Here is a 24897-nt window from a genome sequence, read left to right on the forward strand (position 1 = left end):
TACATCCTTTTTTGAATATGATAAAGGTTGGGTGAATGAAATGAAACATTACATTGAAACAAAACGTTTAATACTTAGAAATTGGAAAGATGAGGATGTTGCATTATTTCAAAGTATGAATGCAAGTCCTGAAGTGAGAAGATACTTTCCAGATATATTGAGCTATCGTGCGACTGAAAATACGATTAACCAAATGAAATCAGTCATCGATCAACATGAAATTGGTTTATTTGCTGTGGAATTAAAAGAAACTAAAAGCTTTATCGGTATGGTAGGTTTGAATTATATTCCAGAAGGTAGCGAATTAAGTTTCCCAGAATTACCTTTTTATGAAATAGGTTGGCGAATGGATAAGGATGTATGGGGTAATGGGTTAGCAACAGAAGCGGCGGAAGCGGTATTAACGTATGCTAAATCAAAAGGTATCGATGAAGTGTATAGTTTTACGTCGGAAATTAATAAACCTTCCAGAAGAGTCATGGAAAAATTAGAAATGAACCATATTAGGAATTTCTTGCATCCAAAAGTCATACATGATGATGATTTAGCAGCACATGTTTTATATCATAAAGTATTGTAAGGAGTAGATGATATGATCGTTATTAGTGCATGTTTAGTTGGAGAAAAAGTAAGGTATGATGGCAACCATAAGTTGGATTTATTCTATAAGAATTTAATAGATGAGAAGAAAGCGATTAGTATTTGTCCTGAAATATTAGGTGGCTTACAAGTTCCAAGAGAACCAGCAGAAATCATCGGAGGAGATGGTTATGCTGTGTGGAATGATCAAGCAAAGGTCATGACTGTTACAGGTCGTGATGTCACAATACAATTTAAAGAAGGCGCTAAACGTGCACTCTCTATTATTAAAGATTTAAATGCCGATACAGTTATTCTGAAAAGTGACAGTCCTTCATGTGGTAGTACTGTTATATACGATGGTACATTTACGGGAAATAAAAAAGAAGGTGTCGGTGTTACGACAGCCCTCTTTACATTAAATGATATTAACGTCTATGATGAAAAAACATTTTTAACTATTTTTGATAATCACGAAGTTTAACGGGTTGTGCCATTTTCATAGCACTAAATAAATCATCGATATTTTCTTTAATAATCGCTAAATTTTTATAATCTGAACTGATAAATTCAGTCGATATTAAATGATCAATCATTAAACTTAATGGATTGAAAAATTGTTTAGTATTTAATGCACCAATTGGTTTATGATGTAGTCCTATTTGAGACCATGTATAAATTTCAAAGAATTCCTCTAAAGAACCAGCACCACCAGGTAACATAATGAATGCATCAGCCATATCAGACATCATTTGTTTTCTTTCATGCATTGTTTCGACAACATGATATTCTGTTAAATTTTCATGAGCGATTTCACGTTCTCCTAAAAATCTTGGCATTACGCCAATAGCAATACCATCATGGTCAATGACACCATTGGCTACTGCTCCCATCATGCCAGTTGATCCGGCACCATATACTAATTCATATTTATTTTCGGCTAAATATTTACCTAACGCATAAGCTTGTTCTGTATAAATTGGGTCATTTCCCTTACTTGCACCACAGAAAACAGCAATTTTCTTCATATATATTACTCCTCTCACATATGTAGTATAATAACTTAAAAGATACTTCTATTTATTTAAGAAGGGGGTATAACTGTGAATATATTTTTAATGGTCGTGCTTATTGTACTTATTTCATCAGTAGCGGGTCTTATAAAAAACCATCAAAGTAAAACGGTTAGAATAGAAAAAATTAAATCCCAACGTGTTAAAGATGAATTAGAACTTGAGAAACTAAAGCATGAGAACTATCTATTAGAAACAGATAAGATGCGTTTAGAATTAGAACAAATGAAAGAAACAGATAAAGTTAATTTAGAAAAAGCTAAAAAACAAATGATAGAATAATAACATTCTGGACGATTATCATTGTCCAGAATGTTTTTTTATTAATTTTGATAGAAATTCTGAAAAAACTTTATGGTCTTCTTGTGTGAGTTTTTTAGGACCTTTCGTTCTACCACCTTGTTGACGTACTTGAGCAGAAATATGTCTTTGCGTTAACAGTTGTTCAATATTTTGAGGCGTATACTCGTAACCTTTATGGTGGATAACGTGAAGGGCTTTATTTAATAGAAGACTCGCTAGTCCGTAATCTTGCGTTACAACGATATCATCTGGTTGCGTCAATTTGACAATTCTAAAGTCTGCACTATCAGCACCATGATCAACATATATTGTTGAAACATAATCGGGATATTCTGTTAGTGAAAAATGGTTAACACTTCTAATAATAAGAACAGAGATGCCTGTATGTTGAGTTAAGCGAATGATATCATCCGTAACTGGACAAGCATCTCCATCTATAATAATTCTGTTAATCATTTATTGCGGCGAAATCTTTTTTTAGATTTTTTATGTTCAGATGTATGTTCATCATATGGAAATTGACTGATATGTTGAGACATAGACGATCTATGTTGATTAAATAGAAGATGACTAGATTTTTCTTCTTTCTCATTTCTAACTCTTTCATTGACTAATTCTTGAATGTTTGGTTTTGCTTGTTTAGAGCTTACGTCGTTGATTGATTTTGCATGACTGCTTTGTGTAGTTGCTGTGTTCATTTGATGTCCCTCATATTTCTTTATTTCTTTAATGCGTTCTTCTTTGTTTTGTTGCTCTAATTTTTGTTCTTCTTGTTCACGTGCTTCGATATTACTTTGTAACTTTTTATCTAACTTAGATACATCTTTTTCGTTTTCTTTTTGAAGTTTTTCACCTTTTTTAGCTTGTTGTTCTTCAAGCTTTTGGTAGTGTGTGAGTTCTTTAATACGCGCTTTTTTATTTTCTTTTTGTGCTTTTTCTTCTTCTTTTTTACGAGCATCGATATTTTTTTGAAGTTTTTTATCTAAATGATCAATTTCTTTTTGTTGTTGTTTTGCTTCTTTTTGTTCTTCTTTAAAAGGTTGTTTCATTTGTTTGTTGTACTCATATAAACGTTTCTTTTGAACGACATATGATTTTACAGGTTGTGTTTTTTCTGCAACTTTATCTTTCGTTTCGATTGTTTTATCTTTTACTTTATGTGAAAAATCAACAGTCGTCTCAGTTACATGTTTAACATCTGGATGTTCTTTTATTTTTTTGCGTTCTCTAATTAATGGTACTAATACAAGTGGTAATGTGTTAACAATTAATTTAACTTTATCATTCATGAGTCATTCCTCCGTAGTTATTTCTTATAATATATCTTACTCCAATACCCTATATCATAATCTTCAAACGATTGGTACGATGTGTTAGCCGATATTCTGACCAATTCCAAAACCGAAATATGCAATAGCAATAATAATAACTAAAATAATACGATAAATCGCAAAAGGTATTAATTTTACTCTATTAATCAGTTTTAAGAATAATTTGATTGAAATCAGTCCAAATATAAATGATGCGATAAACCCTACAATATAGAAAGGTATTTGATCTAATGTTATAAATTGTAGATTTCCAAGTAACGCTTTTGCACTTGCTGCAAACATAATAGGTACTGCCATAATAAATGTAAAGTCAGAAGCTGCCTTGTGATCTAACTTTAAGAAGACACCTGTTGAAATAGTTGAACCTGAACGACTAAATCCTGGCCATAATGCAATTGCTTGAGATAGGCCAATTACAAATGCTTTTGGATAGTTCATATCATCTACTTTGTGTGGATTTGTGACGCGTTTAGAATACATATCCGCACCAATCATATATATAGCTCCAAGTAATAAACCGATTAATACAGTTGGGACACTAAATAAATGTTCTTCAATGAAATCATCAAATAATAGTCCGAGAATACCAGCTGGTACAAGCCCGACAATAATATGTGATAATTTTAATTTTCTTTTTTGCTGTTCATTTTGTTTAATATGTAACATTTCAAAATATCGATTTCTAAATATCCATGCTGCTGCAAGGATCGAACCTAATTGGATCACAACTTTAAATGTGAATGCTGATTCGCTTCCAAGAAAGGCTTTAGATTTTAACCACATATCATCTACTAAAATTTGATGACCTGTAGATGAAACAGGTGCGAATTCTGTTAAACCTTCAACAATACCTAATATAATAGCTTTTATTAATTCTAATATAAACATAGCTTTGCTCCTCTGTTTTTATGAAAGTCTGTGGTTATCTAGAGACAATCACCGTATCATCATTGTACCAAATATTACATTGTAATATGCTAATATTTAATAATACATTTTAGTTTATTTTTTTCGTAAAGGCGTTATAATGGAACAAGGTGGTGAGATTGTGAAAGATTTAACAAAGTATAGTATGCAGTATAAAACGTTGCAAATATTTATGTTTCTCGCTTCGTTTTTATTAAGTTTAACAGTCGTATTTCAAAATATATATTTAGGAAAAATTATTAACCAAATGCTCGTCGTAAAATCAAATGGACAACAACTTTATTTATGGCTAGCAATCTTGCTCATTGTATTGCTTTTAAGAGCATGCTTTAACTACCTTAATCAATTATCAGGACAAAAACTTTCTTATAAAGTTAAAAGAGATGTTAGACATCAATTGATAAATAATGAAACAGATAGAACTAAAATAACAATGATTACTGAAGTGGTTGAGGGTATACATCCTTTTTATGAATCATATTTGCCACAAGTCTTCAAATCAACCATTATCCCAGTATCGATTATCGTTACATTACTCTTTATTCATTGGCCAGCTGCGTTAATTATGATGATTACAGCGCCGTTTATTCCACTGTTCTATATTGTATTTGGGCTGAGAACTCGTGATAAAGCGAAAGACCAAATGCAATCGTTAGATCAATTTGCAGCAGAATTTATAGATTTAACAAAAGGTCTCGTATCGTTAAAACTTTTCAATCGAACACATGAAACGACTGAAAAAATCTATAAATCAAGTACGTCATTTAGAGATTTAACGATGGAAATTTTGAAAAGTGCCTTCTTATCAGGCTTAATGTTGGAATTTATCTCGATGCTTGGAATAGGTATAGTTGCGCTAGAAGTAGGGTTAAGATTAATCGTATTTCACGATGTATCTTTTGTAGTTGCCATTATTACTTTATTATTAGCACCAGAATTTTATAATGCGATTAAAGACCTAGGACAAGCTTTCCATACGGGTAAACAAAGTGAAGGTTATATAGAATTGATTGAAGATATGAATAATGAAGAATCTATACAAGCTTCAAACATTCAAATTTATTCAAATATGAATGATGAAGATATCATTCAATTTGATCATGTGTCATTCACTTACCCAGAGCGTAAAGATTTTGCATTTGATCAAATCAATATAAGTATAAAAGAAAATCATCATACAGCAATTATTGGACCGAGTGGTGCAGGTAAATCGACATTAATCAAACTTATGTTAAATGAATTGAATCCCAATGAAGGTAAGATTATTTATAAAAAACCACTCAAAATGGGGTATCTATCCCAAAGACCTTATATTTTCAGCGCATCTTTGTATGAAAATGTCACAATGTTCCAAAATTATGATGAAAATCGTGTTAGTGAAGTGTTAACTGAAGTGGGTTTACTTGAAAAAGTAAAACAATTATCTAAAGGTATGCATACGATGATTGGTGATGGTTATGAAATGTTGTCTGGTGGAGAAATGAGAAGAATAGAACTAGCCAGATTACTATTACTTGATCCAGATGTGGTTATTTTTGATGAACCGACAACTGGATTAGATATTGAAACCGAACAACTTATCGTGCAAACTGTTAACCAATTTGCGCATCAAAAGACTATTCTCACAATCGCACATCGAAAAGAAGTGTTGAGATATGCCACTGATTATATAGAAATTCATAATGGAACAGTTCAATCATATGACGCATCTCAAAAAGGTGGTGCTACGTCATGAAAAAATTAAAAATTAAATTTGATAAAGACTTCTATCTTTCTATTGTAATAGGCGTATTTGGCATGCTAACTGCACTTGGAATGTTTGCTTTAAGTGGATATATGATATCTAAAAGTGCGCTTGGAACACCTTTATATGCATTAATGATTTTAATTGTATCTATTAAGTTATTCGGTTTTGTTCGTGCAATAACTAGATATTTCGAAAGATTATATTCGCATCGTTCTACATTTACAATGTTGAGAGATATACGTGTTAACTTGTTTAATCAACTCATTCCAATCGTTCCAAACGTATTTAGAAGATACCGTTCGAGCGATTTATTAACGCAAATGGTAAACCACGTTGAACGATTACAAAATATTTTACTCAGAGTTTATTATCCACCAATTGTTATTATTATAACGACAGTTATAACAATACTCGTGATGATTAATTTCAATATATATGCAGGTGTGATTATAGGACTTTCAATGTTGATGTCAGTCATCATCATCCCTTATTTATCAGCTAAAAGAGCTGAAAGTTTGGCTGAATCTGTTCAACAAAGTGAAGAAACATATGTTGCTGAATACTTTGATTTTGAAAAAGGACGTTCAGAATTAAAAAGATTCCAACAATATCGTGCATTTAAAGAGAAAGTGTTAAATAAACAATATCAATATGAAGATAAAAAATATAAAGAACAGAAATTTTTAAGTTCTTATGACTTTATGCTGAATTTATCATCGATGGTGAGTATTTGGTGTATGACGATCTTATGTATTTGGCAAATTCAAGAAGGTGTATTAAACGCTGTATTCTTTGCGAGTATATTAATGATTACAATTACGTTATTTGAACAAGCTATCCCGATGACTAATGTTGCTTTTTACAAAGCGGATACAGAGCGAAGTCTTAAAAATATTGAAGAAGTCATCAATCAATCATTTGAATTACCTCAAGAACGTTCAGTTCAAAATCATGCATTGTATAAAGCAGAGAATGTAATGTTTAAATATGATTTTCAAGAAAGAGAAACGTTATCTCAAATTAACTTTGAAATAAATAAAGGAGATCATGTAGCTATTATAGGTCCTTCAGGTTCAGGTAAGACAACGATGCTTAATATATTAATGGGATTATATAGTGTGAACGATGGTACTTTATCCTATAAAAATGAACAGTTGTCTCATGTGATTCAAGAAGATTATGTGAATGAAATCAATACAATGTTGCAACATAATCATTATTTCGAAGGCACAGTAAGAGAGAATTTATTAATTGAAGTAGAAGATGAGCTGATGACAAACGTTCTTGCTGCCGTAAATTTAAATCATTTAAACTTAGATCAGCAGCTAACTAAAAACGCTGAGAATATTTCAGGTGGGGAACGTCAACGTTTATCATTAGCAAGATTATTGTTAAGAAAAGCACAAATATGGTTGCTTGATGAACCAACAGCTTCATTAGATGAAGAAAACGAAGAAAATGTTATGAATCTCTTATTAAATAAAGATGATACAATTGTGATTGTGACGCATAACTTGAAATATTTACAAAGCTTCGATCATATAATCGTCATGAATGAAGGACATATCATAGAACAAGGTAGTTATTCTCAACTCATTAAAGAACAAGGTTATTTATATAAAGTCATTCAATATAATGAACAATTAGAATAAATACTAGAAAAAAATAAGCATATCACTTTAAACTGAGCATTCAGTTGCGTGATATGCTTATTTATTTTGAGCAAGATGATAGATGCTTGCTGTATTATTTTTCTTGATTGATTTTATCTACATTATTGATCAATTTTTGTAATAAGTTGTTTAATTGATTAGTTTCTTCATCATTTAACTCTGATACATCTTGAATTAAATGTGAAGCTTGGTGTAAATGTGGTTTCATTTGTTCACTTTTTTCAGTTAGATGAACAAACACTTCTCTTTGATCTAATTCAGAACGTACACGTTTGATTAAATCTAAATTTTCCATTCTTTTTAATAAAGGGGATACAGTACCTGTATCTAGGGCTAAGTCTGTTACAAGCTTTTTGACATTGACCGGTGCGGTTTCCCATAAAATCGTTAATACTAAATATTGTGGATATGTAATATTGTACGTCTTGAAAATTTTGTTTGAATAATAGCGGTTAACTTGTCGTTGCGCATTATACAAATTAAAACACAATTGGTTTTGGATATCTAATTTATCCGGCATAATCTTTCCCCCAAACTACAAATGCAATGGTTCATTATTTTTTTGAAATCTCCTAATTCATTATATAATGAATAATTTTATTTTGTAAATATTTTAGTGGTGTGTAATTTATAAATATTTAAAGTATAAGTTATAGGATAAACTTTAAGTCTTTGTAGTTTCTGAACTTATATCATATAATTACAGAAAGGTGGTTTGAATATGAGTCAAAGTATGAAGAATAAAAATAAAATGGCAGTAACAATTTTGACAGGTTTTTTAGGTAGTGGTAAAACAACATTACTTCAAAGACTCATCATGAAAGCAAAGGAATCTGGTCAAAAGGTCGCAATCATTATGAATGAATTTGGTTCTTTTGATGTTGATAGCAATTTGTTAGGTGATGATGTCTCTACTCAAAGTTTATTAAATGGTTGTATATGCTGCTCATTGAAAGATGATATTGAAGTTGTATTACATAATTTATATCATAAAGACCAGCCTGATCTTGTATTAATTGAAGCGACTGGTATTGCGCATCCTGTAGAAGTAGTAGACGCATGTCAAAACCCTACATTAGTAGATAAAGTTGAAATGCCAACAATTATTGGTGTAATGGACGGGAAAAGATATTTAGAAAGATCGAGATATACCGTTCAGACGAAGCAATTAATGGAAGAACAAATGTTATATTCACATTTGATTATTATTAATAAGTCTGATGAATTATCTACTGAAGAAAAAGCGTCATTAGAAACGTCATTACAAACGATTAAGCATCAACCAGTTCTACACTTTACGCAGTTTTCAAATATTGATGGTGTTGAAATACCTGTAAATGAGGCTTTGTCACTTCAAGCTAAACATAGTCATCATCACGGTATTCAATCCATAAATTATACATTTAGTGGTCCGATAGAAATGGAATTATTAATGAATTTCTTAAGACAATTACCTGATTCAATTCTTAGAATTAAAGGATTTGTTAAATTTAGAGAAGAACCAGAACAAACTTATTTATTTCAATATGCATTTGGGGTACCTCAATATGAACCAGAAATAATGAATATGCCTTTAACAATTGTCATAATAGGTGAATCTATAGATAAAGCAAGTATTCGTAACAAGTTAGATATGTTGAATTTTTCTTAGGAGATGATGGGATGGAAAGAATTCGTATAAATAAACATGTTAGTTATTCTAGAATTGTACATGGTTTTTGGAGATTGAATGAATGGGGTTATAACAATCAACAATTAAATGATTTCATACATGAAATAGTTGATAGAGGCATTACAACAATGGATCATGCGGATATATATGGTAATTATACATGTGAATCATTATTTGGTGATGCATTAGCATTAACACCTAATTTAAGAGAGAAAATTGAAATCGTCACAAAATGCGGTATTATTTTACCGAATGATCAAATTGCTAAAAATACTGGTCATCGATATGATCAAAGTTATGATCATATTATTGAATCAGTTGATAAATCGCTATTAAATCTTAAGACGGATTACATCGATACGCTACTGATTCATCGTCCATCTCCATTAATGGATCCAGATGAAGTAACGCGTGCAGTGATGCATTTAGTTGAACAAGGAAAAATAAAAGCATTCGGTGTTTCAAACTTTAAATGTAATCAATATGAATTATTAAATGAAAGTTTGAAGAAAGAAATGTCTCATATCTCAGTTAATCAAGTTGAAGTTTCACCATATCAACTTGAAAATATTGAAGATTGTACATTAAATAGAATGTTGCAACATGATGTTAAAGTAATGGCATGGAGTCCATTAGCTGGTGGTAAATTATTTGATCAAAATGATGAAAAAGCAAGACGCATTATGGCAGTTATACAACCGTTAGCAGAAAAATATAACGTATCAGTGAGCACAGTGATTTACAGTTGGTTACTCAGATTGCCATCAAAAGTAATGCCAATTGTAGGTTCAAGTAAGATAGAAAGAGTTGACGAAGCTGTAAATGCTACGAAATTACAATTAACAGATCAAGAGTGGTTCGATATTTATGTCGCATCACGTGGTGAAGATATATTATAGTATGATAATGATATAAAAATGAGGCTAGAACCAATATACAGGTTCCAGCCTCATTTATTTTTAATAATATTTATTTTTCTAGTCTGTTTAATGTAATTTCTCCTAAAGATTTTGCTGCAACTTGCAAGCAATCTTCATTCACATCAAATTTAGGGTGATGATTCATATATGGTTCTGTTACGCCTTCAGGTTTACTGCCTACAATGTAGAATGAACCAGGAATTTTTTGTAGATAGTATGCGAAGTCTTCTGAACCTGTAACTTGAGGTATTTCAACTAATTGTTGGAAATAGTCACCTTTACTATTTGATAATATTTCTGCTACTTTATCAGTTTGTTCCGGGTGATTGTAAAGTACAGGATAACCAAATTGATAATCTAAGTCATATTCAATATCAAAGCCTACTGCAACACTATCTGCAATTTTTTTGATTTCTTGATACATTGTTTCTTCTAATTCGGGATTTAAATATCTAGCAGTACCTTTGATTGTAACGCTATCTTGAATTACATTGTATCCGCCTGGTGCTTCGAATGCGCCAATCGTAACGACACCCATATCTAATGGATCGATACGTCTTGATACAATCGTTTGAATAGCATTTACAAAGTTTGTCCCAGCAACTAATGCGTCATGTGTTTTGTGTGGACTTGCTGCATGTCCGCCTAAACCATTAATCGTCAACTTGAATGTTGAACTTCCTGAGAATGAAGGTCCTTTATTGTAACCAATAAATTCTGGTCCAGCTACTGGAACGATGTGGATACCATAAACTTCATCTAAGTCATCAAGTGCACCAGATTCTACAAGTGCTTTAGCACCACCAGGAGGTTTCTCCTCAGCATGTTGATGAATGATTTTAACTGTGCCAGGTAATTCTTCTTTAATTTCAATAAGTGCATCTGCAAGCCCCATTAAATAAGCAGTATGAGCATCATGACCACAAGCATGCATAACACCTTCATTTTGTGATTTGAAAGGAACATCTGTTTCTTCTGTTATAGGTAAAGCATCAAAGTCAGCTCTTAAACCAATCGTTCTACCTTCTTGACCACCTTTAATTTCTACAATAATAGCATGTTCTTTTTCTAAAGGTTGTGTTACTTTAACATCTTTGCCTTCGTAAAATGATTTAATATATTCAGCAGTTTGCGTTTCTTCAAATGATAGTTCTGGGTGTTGATGCAAATGCCTTCTAATATCAATCATGGCACTTTCTTTCTTTTCAATTAGGTTAAAAAGCTTTTCTTTTAAATTATTCATGATTTACCTCCTAAAATTATACTAGAAAAGTATTAACAGTAATCTTTTACTGTATAAAATGATTGCACTTATAAAACAACTAAAAAATTTTGGTTGATTTTGGTTGATTGTGAACGAAAGTGATTGACAATGAAATGAAAACGTTTTATTATGTAGAGGAATAGGGGAGATTGTATGTTAACGACTGAAAGACATCAATTAATATTAGAAGAGATTAATCTACGGGAAACAGTATCTCTACAAGAACTTATTAATTTGACGAATTCAAGTACATCAACAATTAGGAGAGATTTATCTCAGCTTGAAGAAAGAGGTATGCTCAAAAGAGTTCATGGTGGTGCAACTCAAATAACAAAGCGCCATGAAGAGCGTAATATGACAGATAAAGAATCGCGACATCAAGATGAAAAACGAGAGATTGCACGATTAGCTGTCAGTCAAATTTCAGATGGAGATACGATATATTTAGATGCTGGGACAACTACTTTAGAAATGATTCCGTTCATTACACAACAAGATATTATCGTTGTGACAAATGGTTTAACACATGTAAGACCGTTATTAGAGAAAGGCATTTCTGTTTATATGACAGGTGGAGAAGTAAAGGCAACGACATTTGCGAATATAGGCGTAAATGCAGTTAAATCCCTTGAAAGATATCGTTTTGACAAAGCTTTTATTGGTATGAATGGCATTGATTTGAACTATGGGTTAACGACACCAGACCCTTACGAATCAGAAATGAAAGAAACGGCCATTCATTTAGCATCTCAAGTATATGTCTTGTTAGATCATTCTAAATTTAATGAAGTATCGTTTGCGGAAGTAACATATGATAAATCAATAGAGATACTAACTTCACAAAAAGCGATTCAAACATTAAATAATTTAAATCAATTTAAAGAAAAATATAACATTAACGGAGGACAAAAATGATATATACAGTTACGTTTAATCCATCAATTGATTATGTAATGTTTACCAATCAATTTGAAGTAGGTGAATTAAACAGAGCACATGAAACAAACAAGTTTGCTGGTGGAAAAGGTATCAATGTTTCTCGAGTACTTCAAACATTAGATATCAAAAGTACAGCAACAGGTTTTATAGGTGGATTTCCTGGAGATTTTATTAAAGATGCACTTAATCAAGCAAACATCTTAACTGACTTCGTAGAGGTTAAAGATGATACAAGAATCAATGTGAAATTAAAATCTGGTTTAGAAACTGAAATCAATGGTCCGGGACCAAATATTGAACCACATAACTATGAAGAATTTTTAACTAAAATGAAAAATACGCAATCAGAAGATACGGTTATAATTGCGGGCAGTGTGCCAAGTTCATTACAAAATCCAGTCTATCAAGAAGTAGCAGAAATACTTAAACAAACTGGTGCAAATTTAATCGTTGATGCTGAGAAAGATTTGATGAAATCAGTATTAGCGTATAATCCGAAATTTGTTAAACCAAATAAACATGAATTAGAAGAAATATTTGATAAACAAATTGAAACAGATCAAGAAGTTATTGAATGTGCTGAGCAATTATTGAATGAAGGTGCTCAAGCAGTCATCGTTTCACTCGGTGGAGAAGGTGCTATTTATGTGGATCAACAAACACGATTAAAAGCTATCGTACCAAGTGGTCAAGTTGTGAATACAGTTGGTTCAGGTGACAGTACTGTTGCTGGTATGGTAGCAGGATTAGAAGCTGGCAAAGATATAGAATCAGCATTTAAATTGGCAGTAAGCTGTGGTACAGCAACAGCATTTAATGCGGATTTAGCTAATAAAGAAGATATAGAAAAAATAATTTCTAAAGTAATCATTAAACATGTTTAAAATAGGGAGGTTATTAAAATGAGAATTACAGAACTATTAACGAAGGAAACCATTGCAATGGATCTTTCTGCAACAAGTAAAGATCAAGTCATTGATGAGTTAGTTGCACAATTAAACAGCGCTGGGAAATTAAGCGATGAGGCAACTTTTAAAGAAGCGATTCATGCAAGAGAGTCACAAAGTACAACAGGAATTGGTGAAGGGATTGCGATTCCTCATGCTAAAACAGATGCTGTACAGTCTGCAGCGATTGCTTTTGGTAAATCTGTTGAAGGTGTAGATTATCAATCATTAGATATGCAACCAGCTCATTTATTCTTTATGATTGCTGCGCCAGCTGGTGGTGCACAAACACATTTAGATGCCCTTGCAAAACTTTCAGGTATTTTGATGGATGAAGATGTAAGAGCAGAGTTATTACAAGCGAAAAGTAAAGAAGAAGTATTAAATATCATTAATAAGCATGATGATGAAGCTTCAGATGAAACTTCAGAAGCAGCAGCTGCAACGAATGCAGAAGCGGATTCAGAAAAAGGACTTGTATTAGCTGTAACAGCATGTCCTACAGGTATTGCACATACTTATATGGCTGCGGATGCATTGAAAAATCAAGCTAAAAAAATGGGTGTACCTATTAAAGTTGAAACAAATGGTTCAGGCGGTATTAAAAATCACTTAACAGATGAAGAAATTGAAAAAGCATCAGGTATCATTGTAGCTGCGGATGTGCATGTTGAAACAGATCGTTTCGATGGTAAAAATGTAATTCAAGTTCCGGTTGCTGATGGTATTAAACGTCCAGAAGAATTAATCAATATGGCGCAAGATACATCTCGTAAACCATTCGTAGCTAAAGGTACGAAACAAAGTAGTGCTGCTAGCAATGAAAAACAAAGTGTATCGAAGACGATATATAAACACTTAATGAATGGTGTTTCTAATATGTTACCACTCGTTATATCTGGTGGTATCTTGATGGCAATCGTATTCTTATTTGGTGAAAACTCATTCGATCCAAAGAGTGGACAATATAACGAATTTGCAGCTAATTTATGGTCGATTGGTAGCGAAAGTGCTTTTAAATTAATCGTGCCTATTTTAGCAGGTTTCATCGCTAGAAGTATTGCAGATAAACCTGGTTTCGCATCCGGTTTAGTCGGCGGTATGTTAGCAGTAGCAGGTGGTTCAGGATTCTTAGGTGGTATTATCGCTGGTTTCCTTGCAGGTTATTTAACAGAAGGTATCAAATATGTATTTAAGAACTTACCTCAAATGTTTGAAGGTTTAAAACCTACATTAATTTATCCAATTTTATCAGTATCACTTACTGGATTACTTATGGTGTACGTGGTGAATCCACCAACAGCATGGTTAAACAATTTATTATTAGATGGATTAAATAACTTATCCGGTTCTAATATTATGTTATTAGGTTTAGTAATTGGTGCAATGATGGCAATAGATATGGGTGGTCCATTTAATAAAGCGGCATATGTATTTGCGACAGCAGCGTTAACAGAAGGAAATGCAGCAGCAATTACGGCAGCTATGGTTGGTGGTATGATTCCACCAATTGCAATTGCAACAGCGATGTTAATCTTTAGAAAGAAATTTACGAAAGCACAAAAAGGTTCTATTATTCCAAACTATGTGATGGGATTATCATTCATTACAGAAGGTGCTATTCCATTTGCAGCAGCAGATCCATTACGTGTCATTCCATCAATGATGGTTGGTTCAGGTATTGGCGGAGCGTTAGCTTTAGGATTAGGTTCAAGAATTCAAGCACCACATGGCGGTATCTTTGTTATATTTGCAACTGACTTCGGTCATGTATTACAAACATTACTAGCAGTAGTTATCGGTGCATTAGTTGCAGCAATTATTTATGGTGTTATTAAACCTAAATTAACGAAAGAGCAACTTGAAATCGCTGAAGAAGTAGAATAATCAATATATCGTATTAAATTATAAGCTGTCTACAGAGTTGTGACTTTGTAGACAGCTTTTTTTATCATTACCTTAAATCCTCGGCCAAAAGTATGACACTGATTTAACATGTTTAAAATTGAAAAGTTGGGGAAATTTTTATATGATTAAATTAAATTATTATAATATGTAGAAAATGGTAAACATAGGGAAAGATGTGAACAATGTTATATTACAAGACAATTATTAAATCAAATGACGCAGAATGGGTTACGTTGATACACGGAGCTGGTGGTAGTTCTTCAATTTGGTTTAAACAAATGAGATATTATAGGAAACATTTTAATATATTACTCGTAGATTTAAGAGGGCACGGGAAGTCTGCGAATAAAGAATGGAAGAAAAATGATTCATTTGAACATTTAGCAAAAGAAGTTGTAGATGTATTGGATTATTTAAATATAGACAAGACACATATTATTGGTATGAGCCTTGGCACAATTGTTGGTCAAACAATGGCGCAATCATATCCGGAGAGAATAACGACATTGGTTTTAGGTGGGGCCATCATTAATGTGAATTTAAGGACTAAATTCTTGTTAGCTATCGGCCGTACGATTATGAATTTTGTACCGTATATGTTGCTTTATAAATTATTTGCTTACATCATTATGCCTAAGAAAGCTCATGAAGAATCTCGCTTGAGATTTGTGAATGAAGCTAAGAAAGTGTCTCAAAAACAATTTATTAAATGGGTTAAATTAACGAAGCTTGTGAATCCTTATTTAGCACATTTACAAGTTGCAACAAGAGATATTCCAACGCTCTTTATCATGGGAGAAGAAGACTATTTATTTATGCCACCAGTAGAAAGACTTGTTAAAGAAAATGAAAACTTTTCAATAGAAATAATAGAGCAAGCTGGTCACGTATGTAATATTGATCAACCAGAAGCTTTTAATAAAATTAGTTCTAAATTTATCATGCAACACGTTGGAACGACGACTATATAAAGAATGTATGTGTAGACTTCTACATTTACATTCTTTCTTATATCATTTAAATTGAGATAAAAATATGGTACACTAAAAATAATATGCTAATATCGGGGGAGGTGACGCTAAATGGGAAGGATTTAGTTTTGAAAACGTATATCATAAATAAACTTATTGAACAAAATCATACAAAGGTGGCCATAGCGTCACCGCAAAATATTTGGAGGTGAATCCCTAGAAATAGGGAACTAATTGGAAATTTCGACCATAATAAACTTTATTGTATTCTTTATATTAATTGCATTTACAATGGTATTTGTAGGATCTGAATTCGCGCTTGTAAAGGTGCGTATAACTAGAATTGAACAATTAATTTCTGAAGGAAGTAAATCAGCTAAAATTGTACATAAAATGATCAAAGAACTAGATTATTATTTATCTGCATGTCAGCTTGGTATTACTGTAACATCACTTGGATTAGGTTGGATTGGTGAACCGACATTTGAAGTTTTAATACATCCTGTATTAGACTTCTTTAACTTGCCAGACGCATTAACTACAACTTTCTCCATAGCGATCAGTTTCTTAATTGTAACGTTTATCCATGTAGTAGTTGGTGAATTAGCACCAAAAACGGTAGCAATTCAACAGGCAGAAAGACTTACACTTGTCTTCGGCCGACCATTATATTATTTCGGTATCGTTATGAAACCGTTAATTTGGTCAATGAATGGCGCAGCACGTATTCTAGTTAGGGCAATAGGTATTCAACCTACTAACGAAGAACAAGCAATGTCAGAAGAAGAATTAAAGCTTATCATGACTCAAAGCTATCAAAGTGGTGAAATCAACCACACTGAATTAGCTTATATGCAAAATATTTTCTCATTCGATGAAAGATTAGCAAAAGATATCATGGTACCTAGAACACAAATGGTTACATTAACAGAACCATTTAATATTGAAGAATTATTAGAAATTATAAATGAACATCATTACACACGTTACCCAATTACTGAAGATGGCGATAAAGACCATATTAAAGGCTTTATCAATGTTAAAGAATTTTTAACAGAATACGCTTCAGGTGAACAAATTAAAATTAATAACTACGTACATGACTTACCACTTATTCACGAAGTTACAAGAATTAGTGATGCATTAGTAAAAATGCAAAAAGATCATGTTCATATGGCGTTAGTTATTGATGAATATGGTGGTACAGCTGGTGTCATCACGATGGAAGATATATTAGAAGAAATCGTTGGTGAAATTCGTGATGAATTTGATGATGATGAAGTAAATGATATCATTCAAACTGGTGAAGATACTTACCAAATTAATGGACGTGTAACTTTATCAGAACTAGAAGAAAAATTCGGAATTGAATTTGTAGATTCAGACGATATTGATACAATCGGTGGTTGGTTACAAGCACATAACCCAGAAATTGAAAAAGACGACTATGTCGATACAGAATATGATAAATGGGTTGTCATTGATGTTGAAAATCACCAAATTAAGACAGTTGCTTTACACAAAGATTTTATAAAAGAAAGAAAAAGTATCTTTGACGAAGACGAAGAAGACGAGGATTAAAACGTGAGCAAAACTACATTAACATCATTATTTAGGTTTACAGGATATTTAGAAGGTGGATCATTACTGTTATTAGTATTTATAGCAATGCCTATCAAGTATATGTTGAGTAATCCAAATGTAGTTTCAGTATTAGGCATGATACATGGTGGATTATTTTCAATGTATGTCATTATGATATTGGTAATGGCACTGATTGTTAGAATTCATATAAAGTGGCCAGTCATTGCTTTTATAACAGCTTTTATTCCTTTTGGAACATTTATATTTGATCATTTCTTTATAAATGGCAAATCTTATGAAAAGATAACGCAATCATAAATTGATACGAAGAGCATGGGACAAACATTTGGATCCTGTGCTCTTTTTTTATTGTATTAATTACAAAAGTCGGTGGAAGTGTAACTAAGGCAGCCCATACAAAAGTCGTCAGAAGTCCAAAATAGACACATACTGTTTTGTTTTAATGAAGATCATCATGTAAAATAGGGAATATAGTAGATAGATTGAGAGAGGAACCATTTTTATGAGAATTAATAAATTTCTAAGTGAAGCTGGTGTATGTTCGAGGAGAGGTGCTGATAAATGGATAAGTGCTAATCGCGTTCAAATTAATGACGAATATGCGACACTAGGGTCTCAAGTTGAAAGTACGGATGTTGTGAAGGTTGATGGTGAAGTCATTACAATTGATAAAGGTTATGTTTATATAGCACTCAATAAACCGCGTGGTATTACATCTACTACTGAGAGACATGTTAAAGGTAATGTTGTAGACTACGTCAATCACCATGAAAGAATTTTTCATATTGGTAGATTAGATAAAGATTCAGAAGGATTATTACTCCTTACTAGTGATGGAGATATCGTTAATGAAATCTTGCGTGCTGAAAATCATCATGAAAAAGAATATGTCGTTTCAGTAGATAAGCCTTTAACGAAAGACTTCTTAAAGCAAATGTCTGAAGGTGTTGAAATTTTAAATCAAAAGACACTTCCAGCGAAAGTATCGCAAATTAATGATAGAACATTTAAAATTGTTTTAACACAAGGTTTGAATCGTCAAATTAGACGTATGTGTGAAACGTTAGGATATAATGTAAAAAAATTAAAAAGAATACGCATTATGAATATTAAGCTTGATGGTATTAAATATGGTGAATGGCGTGATTTAACGAAAGAAGAATTTGAAGAACTGACACGTTCGCTCGCTTATACACCTAAAAGAGACCGTATGACATCTAAATAAAGGGGATAATAAAATGGTTAAATTAAATAACAATGTAGAGATACCAGAATTAGGTTTAGGCGTATACAAAATTGGAGATGCAGATGTTGAGAGAGTCGTCCACACTGCAATTGATGCAGGATATCGTGCGATAGATACAGCTTGGTTTTATAAAAATGAAAAAGCATTAGGCGAAGCTTTAAAAACAGTCAATATTAATCGAGAAGATTTATTTATTACAACTAAATTATGGAATGACTTCCAAGGGTATGATGCAACTATTAAAGCGTTTAATGACTCATTAGAATCATTGCAACTTACGTATATCGATATGTATTTAATTCATTGGCCATGTCCTGCAGACGGATTGTTTATTGAGACGTATAAAGCATTAGAAACGTTATATAAAGAAGGCAAAATTAAAGCAATTGGTGTATGTAATTTTAAAGAACATCATTTAGATCAATTATTAGCTGAAACTGAAGTTATCCCTGCAGTTAACCAAGTTGAGTTTCATCCGTTATTTAATCAAAAAGCATTACAAGCATATTGTGAAAGTAAAAGTATTAAATTAATGGCGTGGAGTCCACTAATGAGAGGTGGGGAATGGTTAAATAACGCAGATTTACAAAGTATAGCAGATCAGTATAATAAGACTGTTGCCCAAGTTATTATTAAATGGCATTTACAACAAGGTAGACTCGTTATTCCAAAATCTCAAAACGATAATAGAATCAGAGAGAATTTTGATGTATTTGATTTTGAATTGAGTGATGAAGATTTAGCCAAAATCGACCAATTAAATACAGATGAACGACAATTTAGAGATCCAGATGAAGTTAAAATTGGAGATATGAAGTAAAATATAGAACCTTCACAGATTTGTTTGAATTAAGATGTATTTCATATGCATCTTTTAGTAAAATAAAACTGTGGAGGTGTTTTATTTGTTTAAATTTAAAAAACCAAATCAACATGGCGTATGGTCAATGATTGTACTACCAATCGCATTCGGAATTGCAGCAACTGGTTTTACATACTTTCATTTATTATTGTATTTAGGTGTACTGGCATCTTATTTCATGAGTGACCAAATTTTCTTCTACTTAAAGAAAAGGAAGAAAATAATAGGTTATATTTATACGGCAGGCATATTTGCTTTGATTGTCGTCATATGTTTTGTACCAATCGTATTACATAAACCCGTTACGATATGGATTTTTCTACTGATGGTACCTTTATCACTATTAAATGCCTATTTTGCTAAAAAGAAAAATGAAAGAGCATTTACTAATGATTTAATAGCTGTCTTGATATTCTGTTTATTTGGTGTGATCAGCGCTTTCTTAAATGTATCTATAACAGATGTACAATCTTGGTTACCAGTCTTTATATTAAGTTTCTTATATTTCTTCGGTACAATTTTATACGTTAAGACGATGATTAGAGAGAAAAAATCCGTAAAATATAAATGGTCATCTTGGATTTATCATTTATGTATAGTTGTTGTAGGATTCTTTATACATCCATTAGTTATGTTGATGTATATACCGAGTTTAATACGATCAATCGTTTTATATGGTAAGAAAATAAAAATTATGCATGTAGGTTTAATTGAAATAGCTAATTCAGTATTTGTATTAGTAGTTGGATCGATATTTTTACATTAAAAAAGCAACCATCCGCGGATGGTTGCTTTAACTTTATCTATTAATTGAAGATTAATTATTTTTTGATTAATTTCAAAATAAATGATAATACAAGAATTAAAATAATTGAACCGATTAGTGCTGGTATGATTGCGACGCCACCCCATACTGGACCTAGGTCTCCAAGTAAAGAACCACCAATCGCTGAACCAATTAAACCGGCAATAATATTACCGACTATGCCGCCAGGTATATCTTTACCTAATATAACACCTGCTAGCCAACCTATTAGGCCACCTACGATTAACATTAATATAAAGCCCATTTGAGTGTACCTCCTTATTTATATTTCTTATTTCTATATTTAAGTACCCTGTTATTCACTATGTGAAACATAATAAGAAGTTTTGAATAACTTTTGCCATAAAATAAACATAATATAAAAAAGGAACACTGGTATTAATAGAAACCAATGAGGCGTAAGGACAATCATACATATTAACGCCACAATCGATAATATCTCACCAACTAAACGCGGATGAATAAAGTATCGATATATACCATTTTGGTAAATTTTTGCGAGCCTTTTACCGTCTGATTCAATAGGTTCTGTGAATAACGATAAATAAGCAATGATTTGGCCAAATATAAATAAACTGACACCTAAATAAGGTACAGATTGATAAATTGAAAGTGTACTATCTAAATAAACAATGTTTAAAGACATACTAAATACAATCGTAATGATATAAAGTACGAAATATTGATTTTCAATGTAGTTTGGAACGTATTTAATTTGAATCCATGTATGTAAAAATGCCCATATAAGTAACATAGTCGTTACAGCAATCGTGATGAAGTTGATTTCTTTGATGATTATAAAGGATATTAAACCATTCAAAGCAATTGTGATTGAAATAGCGTAATGATTGATACGCGATTTCTTATTCATTACTACAAAGTTATATGACATCAAGACGATACACAGAATGATATTAATTGAAACGAGGAATGCCATATCTGTCTCCTGCCTTAAAATAGTCTCATCTAAGAATTATAACAATTTCTAAACATATAATCACTAAATATATGTTTTGTGAAAAAAATTAAAGACCCTTTGACAAATGAAGGAAACTTTAATAGTATAAAAGTAAGCTATCTTGTAATACAAAATAGCTGTAAAAATTGGAAGAGGTTATTAAGATGTCGACAATTAAGACACAGATGAGAAAAGGGTTATTAGATGCTTGTATTTTATCTATCATACAATCTCAACCAGTATATGGTTATGAATTATCTCGCAAATTAAATGAACATCAATTTACCGATGTAAGTGAAGGAACGATATATCCTATTTTACTTAGATTATTGAAGAAGGATTTTATTTATAGTGAGTTTAAGCATAGTGAACAAGGACCTAAAAGAAAATATTATTATATTACAGATAAAGGTCGCGAAGAATTAGAAATCGTACGAAAAGAATGGCTTGAAATTAAGGATCCTATTACTAAATTGTTAAAAGGGAGCAATGAAGATGTCTAGAACTACTAAACAACTCATCAAAGAAAACAACGAGAAGAGAAAGCAGCTAAATGAAACGGATTTAGAAGTTTATGAAGATTTCTTGTTATATGTTAGAACAGACTTGCGCGTAAATGAACATGAATCAGAAGTCATATTAATGGATGTTCTTGATCATTTATTAGAAGCTGTTTCAAATGGCACAACTGCAATTGAATTTTTCGGTCATGATGTTAAAGGTCATGCCGATGATATATTAAACGAACTACCGAATGAATCTAATAAAGCAATTTTAAAAATGGTAGGAATGGGTGTAGCTTACTTCTATAGTATATATTTTGTTATTACAGGTATCGTAGGTATATTTGTTGATTATAAGACACCACTTATATCTACACTTTTCCTATTACTTATTGTACCAATAGGTGGATTCTTTATTGTTAAAGCATTATTCAATATTATCCAAAGATATATCTTTGATAAATCTAAATATAAGAAAATAAAAGAATCAGCATATGCTGGACTATTAGTTGGTGTTATACCAGCAATTCTAATATTAGTACCTAATCTTGTATTTAAAGATATGATGAAAGTTTATATTCCTTGGTGGATCTTCCTTATATTAGGGATTGCGATTTATGTTATATATAAAGTTATGAAAAGACAGCCAAAAGCTGTATAAATAATAGACTAAAATAAATAAGCACATCACTTAATGAGAATTTTCAAGTAAGTGATGTGCTTATTTTATATTGTGTATGCTATTTCCTAGGAAATATTAAACACCTTTTTTATTGCTCCATAACAGTGTATGTAGCTGAGGTAGAACAAAAATATCATTTAAAGTATCATTCATTACTTTATCGATCAGTTGTTCATATTTTTCGAGTAATTTTTCAGTATGGTTTGAAACGCTATCGTCTAGATATGGATTACCTACTTGTAAATAGAATGGGATAGAAGGATATCGTTTGTGTATATCTTTAGCAAATTGATAGTCTGCTTCGTCGAAAATCACAACTTTGAGTGAAAGACTTTCTTCTACACATTGTGCGATAACTTCATCTAGTATTGTTAAATTAGGTTTCATACCAGAACTTGGTGGCTTAGGACTAATCGTTAAGTCATCGATTAGTGTCATCCATTCTTGGAATTTAGAGCCTTGAGTTTCAAGTGCGGTCTTTATATTTCTTGCTTTAAGTGCTTCTACAAAAGGTCCGATATTTTTAATCAGAGCAGGGTTACCACCTGATATCGTAACGTGTTGATATTTATTTGGAGCGAGTTGATCTAATTCTGAAATAATATCTTCTGGTTCAAGTAATCGAATATCATCTTTAGCAGAGCCATCCCATGTAAAACTTGAATCGCACCAACTACATCTATAATCACAACCACTTGTTCTAACAAACATCGTTTTTTGACCAATGACTGCACCTTCACCTTGAATCGTTGGACCGAAGATTTCTAACACTGGTATTTTAGGCATTGTTGTCACCTTTCTTAGTTGGACGGTAAACGACATAACTTGTAGGTGTTTCTCTCACAAATACTTGTACACATTTAGGTTGATTATCACGTTTATCTAGAGATGCTTGAACGATATTATAAATAGTTTGAGCAACTTGTTCAGTTGAAGGACTATAATCTTTGAATTCTTCAAAGTCATTTAAAAGTTGATGATCATAACGTTTATGGATTAATGATTTTAATTCGCTAAAGTTCACTAAAAAGCCCATTTTATCTAATTCGTCGCCAGCAATTGTTAAATTAACAAAATATGTGTGCCCATGTACATTCATACATTTACCAGCTTCTTCATGTGGTATATAATGTGCACTTGAAAAATTAAAGTCTTTATTCAGTTCGAAAGCATAAGGGTGTTGAACGCTCGGATAGATTTGTTGTAACATTATAAACTTCCTTTCGTTTCTAGGTATTGGTCTAATCCTTGTTTTCTTAATTTACAAGCAGGACATTCACCGCAACCATCACTCATCACACCGTTATAACATGTTAATGTTTTTTCTCTAACATAGTCTAATGCACCTAATTGATCACTTAGTGCCCAAGTTTCTTTTTTATTCAACCACATGAGCGGTGTATGAATGACGAAATCTTTGTCCATCGATAAGTTAAGGGATAAGTTCATAGATTTAATAAAGCTATCTCTACAATCTGGATACCCGCTAAAGTCTGTTTCGCAAACACCTGTAATAATATGTTTAGCACGAATTTGGTATGCTAATGCACCTGCAAATGATAAGAATAGTAAATTACGTGCTGGCACAAATGTATTAGGTATGCCGTTTTCATCATTTTCTATTTGCATTGAATGGTCTGTTAATGCATTAGGGGATAGTTGTGAAAGTAATGACATATCTAGAATATGATGCTTTAATCCTTGTTCTTTAGCGATATTTTCAGCAACTTTAATTTCTAAATCATGGCGTTGGCCATATTGAAACGTCACTAATTCTACTTCTTTAAAATGTTCTTTCGCGTAGAATAAGCATGTTGTACTGTCTTGTCCGCCACTGAACACAACAACTGCTTTTTCATTCTTTAATGTTTCTGACATAGTGTTTCTCCTTTATAAAGGCATAAAAAAAGCCTGCCTTCTATAAAAAGGTAGACGTAGGTGTCTAGTTTTTTATAGAGGGT

General features: G+C 32.0%; 29 protein-coding genes. 18 read left to right on the forward strand and 11 right to left on the reverse strand.

What is annotated here, in order from left to right; genetic code table 11:
* Window positions 1-40: 40 nt before the first annotated feature.
* Complete coding sequence (locus tag LQ673_RS12665) at window positions 41-580, forward strand: GNAT family N-acetyltransferase (RefSeq protein WP_037589273.1); 540 nt, start codon at window positions 41-43, stop codon at window positions 578-580.
* A 12-nt stretch (window positions 581-592) separates the two neighbouring features.
* Window positions 593-1063, forward strand: coding sequence for a 2-thiouracil desulfurase family protein (locus LQ673_RS12670; RefSeq protein ID WP_239704782.1), 471 nt, complete (start codon window positions 593-595; stop codon window positions 1061-1063).
* Here LQ673_RS12670 and LQ673_RS12675 read toward each other — a convergent pair.
* Entirely contained in the window at window positions 1038-1607 is a 570-nt protein-coding gene (locus tag LQ673_RS12675) for an LOG family protein (protein WP_037589271.1), read from the reverse strand. The two genes, LQ673_RS12670 and LQ673_RS12675, sit on opposite strands and share 26 nt — an antisense overlap.
* A gap of 75 nt (window positions 1608-1682) precedes the next feature.
* On the opposite strand from LQ673_RS12675, the gene LQ673_RS12680 reads away from it, so the two are divergent.
* Entirely contained in the window at window positions 1683-1934 is a 252-nt protein-coding gene (locus LQ673_RS12680) for a hypothetical protein (RefSeq protein ID WP_078099953.1), read from the forward strand.
* 18 nt (window positions 1935-1952) lie between these two features.
* Here the strand turns inward: LQ673_RS12680 and LQ673_RS12685 are convergent, their stop codons facing one another.
* The 3 genes from LQ673_RS12685 to LQ673_RS12695 form a co-directional block, all read right to left on the reverse strand.
* A complete protein-coding gene (locus tag LQ673_RS12685; protein ID WP_227531867.1) occupies window positions 1953-2408 on the reverse strand; it encodes a YaiI/YqxD family protein in 456 nt (151 codons plus the stop codon).
* The gene (locus tag LQ673_RS12690; RefSeq protein ID WP_239704780.1) at window positions 2408-3244 is read right to left on the reverse strand and encodes a hypothetical protein; all 837 of its coding nucleotides are present in this window, start codon (window positions 3242-3244) and stop codon (window positions 2408-2410) included. Before LQ673_RS12690 ends, LQ673_RS12685 begins: the two co-directional genes overlap by 1 nt.
* 84 nt (window positions 3245-3328) lie before the next feature.
* Window positions 3329-4174 carry an undecaprenyl-diphosphate phosphatase gene (locus tag LQ673_RS12695; RefSeq protein WP_025904735.1) on the reverse strand — a complete coding sequence of 282 codons (846 nt, stop codon included), beginning with the start codon at window positions 4172-4174 and terminating at the stop codon, window positions 3329-3331.
* 139 nt (window positions 4175-4313) lie between these two features.
* Between LQ673_RS12695 and LQ673_RS12700 the strand changes: the two genes are divergently transcribed.
* Together LQ673_RS12700 and cydC are read left to right on the forward strand one after the other, a co-directional pair.
* Window positions 4314-5948, forward strand: a complete 1635-nt coding sequence (locus LQ673_RS12700) for an ABC transporter ATP-binding protein/permease (protein ID WP_239704778.1) — start codon at window positions 4314-4316, stop codon at window positions 5946-5948.
* Window positions 5945-7612, forward strand: coding sequence for a thiol reductant ABC exporter subunit CydC (gene cydC / locus LQ673_RS12705; protein ID WP_191836363.1), 1668 nt, complete (start codon window positions 5945-5947; stop codon window positions 7610-7612). Before LQ673_RS12700 ends, cydC begins: the two co-directional genes overlap by 4 nt.
* A 94-nt stretch (window positions 7613-7706) precedes the next feature.
* Here cydC and LQ673_RS12710 read toward each other — a convergent pair whose 3' ends face one another.
* Window positions 7707-8153, reverse strand: a complete 447-nt coding sequence (locus LQ673_RS12710) for a MarR family winged helix-turn-helix transcriptional regulator (RefSeq protein ID WP_025904738.1) — start codon at window positions 8151-8153, stop codon at window positions 7707-7709.
* Window positions 8154-8354: 201 nt separating this feature from the next.
* On the opposite strand from LQ673_RS12710, the gene LQ673_RS12715 reads away from it, so the two are divergent.
* Both LQ673_RS12715 and LQ673_RS12720 read left to right on the forward strand, forming a co-directional pair.
* Window positions 8355-9284, forward strand: a complete 930-nt coding sequence (locus LQ673_RS12715) for a CobW family GTP-binding protein (protein WP_191836362.1) — start codon at window positions 8355-8357, stop codon at window positions 9282-9284.
* A gap of 11 nt (window positions 9285-9295) precedes the next feature.
* Window positions 9296-10204: an aldo/keto reductase gene (locus LQ673_RS12720; protein ID WP_025904740.1), complete on the forward strand. Its 909-nt coding sequence runs from the start codon at window positions 9296-9298 to the stop codon at window positions 10202-10204.
* Between the two features lie 70 nt (window positions 10205-10274).
* Here LQ673_RS12720 and LQ673_RS12725 read toward each other — a convergent pair whose 3' ends face one another.
* The gene (locus tag LQ673_RS12725; protein WP_126476685.1) at window positions 10275-11468 is read right to left on the reverse strand and encodes a M20 metallopeptidase family protein; all 1194 of its coding nucleotides are present in this window, start codon (window positions 11466-11468) and stop codon (window positions 10275-10277) included.
* 174 nt (window positions 11469-11642) lie between these two features.
* On the opposite strand from LQ673_RS12725, the gene LQ673_RS12730 reads away from it, so the two are divergent.
* The 9 genes from LQ673_RS12730 (at window position 11643) to LQ673_RS12770 (ending at window position 20733) form a co-directional block, all read left to right on the forward strand.
* A complete protein-coding gene (locus LQ673_RS12730; RefSeq protein ID WP_126476684.1) occupies window positions 11643-12404 on the forward strand; it encodes a DeoR/GlpR family DNA-binding transcription regulator in 762 nt (253 codons plus the stop codon).
* Window positions 12401-13312: a 1-phosphofructokinase gene (gene pfkB, locus LQ673_RS12735; RefSeq protein WP_037589267.1), complete on the forward strand. Its 912-nt coding sequence runs from the start codon at window positions 12401-12403 to the stop codon at window positions 13310-13312. Before LQ673_RS12730 ends, pfkB begins: the two co-directional genes overlap by 4 nt.
* Window positions 13313-13330: 18 nt before the next feature.
* A complete protein-coding gene (locus LQ673_RS12740; RefSeq protein WP_191836361.1) occupies window positions 13331-15262 on the forward strand; it encodes a PTS fructose transporter subunit IIABC in 1932 nt (643 codons plus the stop codon).
* A gap of 203 nt (window positions 15263-15465) precedes the next feature.
* Window positions 15466-16254 carry an alpha/beta fold hydrolase gene (locus tag LQ673_RS12745; protein WP_037589265.1) on the forward strand — a complete coding sequence of 263 codons (789 nt, stop codon included), beginning with the start codon at window positions 15466-15468 and terminating at the stop codon, window positions 16252-16254.
* Window positions 16255-16488: 234 nt separating this feature from the next.
* Complete coding sequence (locus tag LQ673_RS12750; protein ID WP_025904746.1) at window positions 16489-17835, forward strand: hemolysin family protein; 1347 nt, start codon at window positions 16489-16491, stop codon at window positions 17833-17835.
* 3 nt (window positions 17836-17838) lie between these two features.
* Window positions 17839-18156, forward strand: coding sequence for a DUF3817 domain-containing protein (locus LQ673_RS12755; protein WP_025904747.1), 318 nt, complete (start codon window positions 17839-17841; stop codon window positions 18154-18156).
* Between the two features lie 205 nt (window positions 18157-18361).
* On the forward strand, window positions 18362-19084 hold the full coding sequence (locus LQ673_RS12760; protein ID WP_107572598.1) for a pseudouridine synthase: 723 nt from the start codon (window positions 18362-18364) through the stop codon (window positions 19082-19084).
* Window positions 19085-19097: 13 nt separating this feature from the next.
* Complete coding sequence (locus LQ673_RS12765) at window positions 19098-19925, forward strand: aldo/keto reductase (RefSeq protein WP_191836360.1); 828 nt, start codon at window positions 19098-19100, stop codon at window positions 19923-19925.
* Between the two features lie 76 nt (window positions 19926-20001).
* Window positions 20002-20733: a YwiC-like family protein gene (locus LQ673_RS12770; RefSeq protein ID WP_239745068.1), complete on the forward strand. Its 732-nt coding sequence runs from the start codon at window positions 20002-20004 to the stop codon at window positions 20731-20733.
* Window positions 20734-20788: 55 nt separating this feature from the next.
* Here the strand turns inward: LQ673_RS12770 and LQ673_RS12775 are convergent, their stop codons facing one another.
* Together LQ673_RS12775 and LQ673_RS12780 are read right to left on the reverse strand one after the other, a co-directional pair.
* Window positions 20789-21037, reverse strand: coding sequence for a GlsB/YeaQ/YmgE family stress response membrane protein (locus tag LQ673_RS12775; RefSeq protein ID WP_025904751.1), 249 nt, complete (start codon window positions 21035-21037; stop codon window positions 20789-20791).
* A 51-nt stretch (window positions 21038-21088) separates the two neighbouring features.
* Window positions 21089-21730: a hypothetical protein gene (locus tag LQ673_RS12780; protein ID WP_037589261.1), complete on the reverse strand. Its 642-nt coding sequence runs from the start codon at window positions 21728-21730 to the stop codon at window positions 21089-21091.
* A 185-nt stretch (window positions 21731-21915) separates the two neighbouring features.
* On the opposite strand from LQ673_RS12780, the gene LQ673_RS12785 reads away from it, so the two are divergent.
* Window positions 21916-22254, forward strand: coding sequence for a PadR family transcriptional regulator (locus tag LQ673_RS12785; protein WP_025904753.1), 339 nt, complete (start codon window positions 21916-21918; stop codon window positions 22252-22254).
* On the forward strand, window positions 22247-22915 hold the full coding sequence (locus LQ673_RS12790; RefSeq protein WP_185805776.1) for a DUF1129 family protein: 669 nt from the start codon (window positions 22247-22249) through the stop codon (window positions 22913-22915). Before LQ673_RS12785 ends, LQ673_RS12790 begins: the two co-directional genes overlap by 8 nt.
* Before the next feature lie 96 nt (window positions 22916-23011).
* On the opposite strand, the gene queE is transcribed toward LQ673_RS12790, so the two are convergent.
* Genes queE through queC form a run of 3 tightly spaced genes read right to left on the reverse strand, consistent with a single transcriptional unit; the run spans window position 23012 to window position 24814 of the window.
* Window positions 23012-23722: a 7-carboxy-7-deazaguanine synthase QueE gene (gene queE, locus LQ673_RS12795; protein WP_119493789.1), complete on the reverse strand. Its 711-nt coding sequence runs from the start codon at window positions 23720-23722 to the stop codon at window positions 23012-23014.
* Window positions 23715-24146, reverse strand: coding sequence for a 6-carboxytetrahydropterin synthase QueD (queD, locus tag LQ673_RS12800; protein WP_191836358.1), 432 nt, complete (start codon window positions 24144-24146; stop codon window positions 23715-23717). Before queD ends, queE begins: the two co-directional genes overlap by 8 nt.
* Window positions 24146-24814 (reverse strand): 7-cyano-7-deazaguanine synthase QueC, encoded by a 669-nt coding sequence (gene queC / locus LQ673_RS12805; RefSeq protein WP_191836357.1) that lies wholly within the window; start codon window positions 24812-24814, stop codon window positions 24146-24148. Before queC ends, queD begins: the two co-directional genes overlap by 1 nt.
* Window positions 24815-24897 lie beyond the last annotated feature (83 nt).

It is taken from the genome of Mammaliicoccus sp. O-M54, assembly GCF_022386035.1.
Classification (GTDB): domain Bacteria; phylum Bacillota; class Bacilli; order Staphylococcales; family Staphylococcaceae; genus Mammaliicoccus; species Mammaliicoccus sciuri_A.